This window comes from Adlercreutzia equolifaciens (genome assembly GCF_029076695.1).
Classification (GTDB): domain Bacteria; phylum Actinomycetota; class Coriobacteriia; order Coriobacteriales; family Eggerthellaceae; genus Adlercreutzia; species Adlercreutzia equolifaciens_A.
Genome location: NZ_JARFIK010000056.1, coordinates 1 through 430, shown reverse-complemented (window position 1 = coordinate 430; position 430 = coordinate 1). Strand labels below are relative to the sequence as shown.

Annotated in this window: 2 protein-coding genes; both read right to left on the bottom strand. The window is 41.2% G+C overall.

The features are described from left to right. Positions 1–275: ABC transporter permease subunit (locus PZH32_RS11445; protein ID WP_275208381.1), on the bottom strand; the 275-nt coding region annotated here is incomplete at its 3' end. Continuing rightward, positions 251–430, bottom strand: a 180-nt coding sequence (locus PZH32_RS11440) for a hypothetical protein (protein WP_275208380.1), incomplete at its 5' end; no start/stop codon positions are given. The genes PZH32_RS11440 and PZH32_RS11445, both read right to left, overlap by 25 nt.

Genomic DNA, 430 nt, shown 5'->3' with positions numbered 1-430 from the left:
AATACATAATAAAATACCAGTAGCTGTACTACCATAGGTGTTCCTCTGAAGAGTGCCACATAAAAACTGCAGATATGATTCAGCACCTTTGGCAGTGTCTTGTATTTCGGGATCACCCTTACTGTTGCGATCAGAGTTCCGATCACAATACCGATAATGAGACCGCAGATTGCGATCATCAATGTATTCTGCAAACCCTGCAGTACTTTTACATAGCCGTTCTGATCCAGAAAAATTTCTATAAATTTATCTACTTTCTGACTGAAATTGCCCATAAGTTTCCTTTCTTAAAAAAGGAAAATGCCGCAGCATACGTTGCCTGCATTTCCCTTTCTCTTCTCTTTCCTTCAACAGTACTGCACTGTGGCAGATCACTGTCCCGTTTCCCTGATCCTACTGAACCTCGTTGATTGCTGTTGTGATTGCAGAT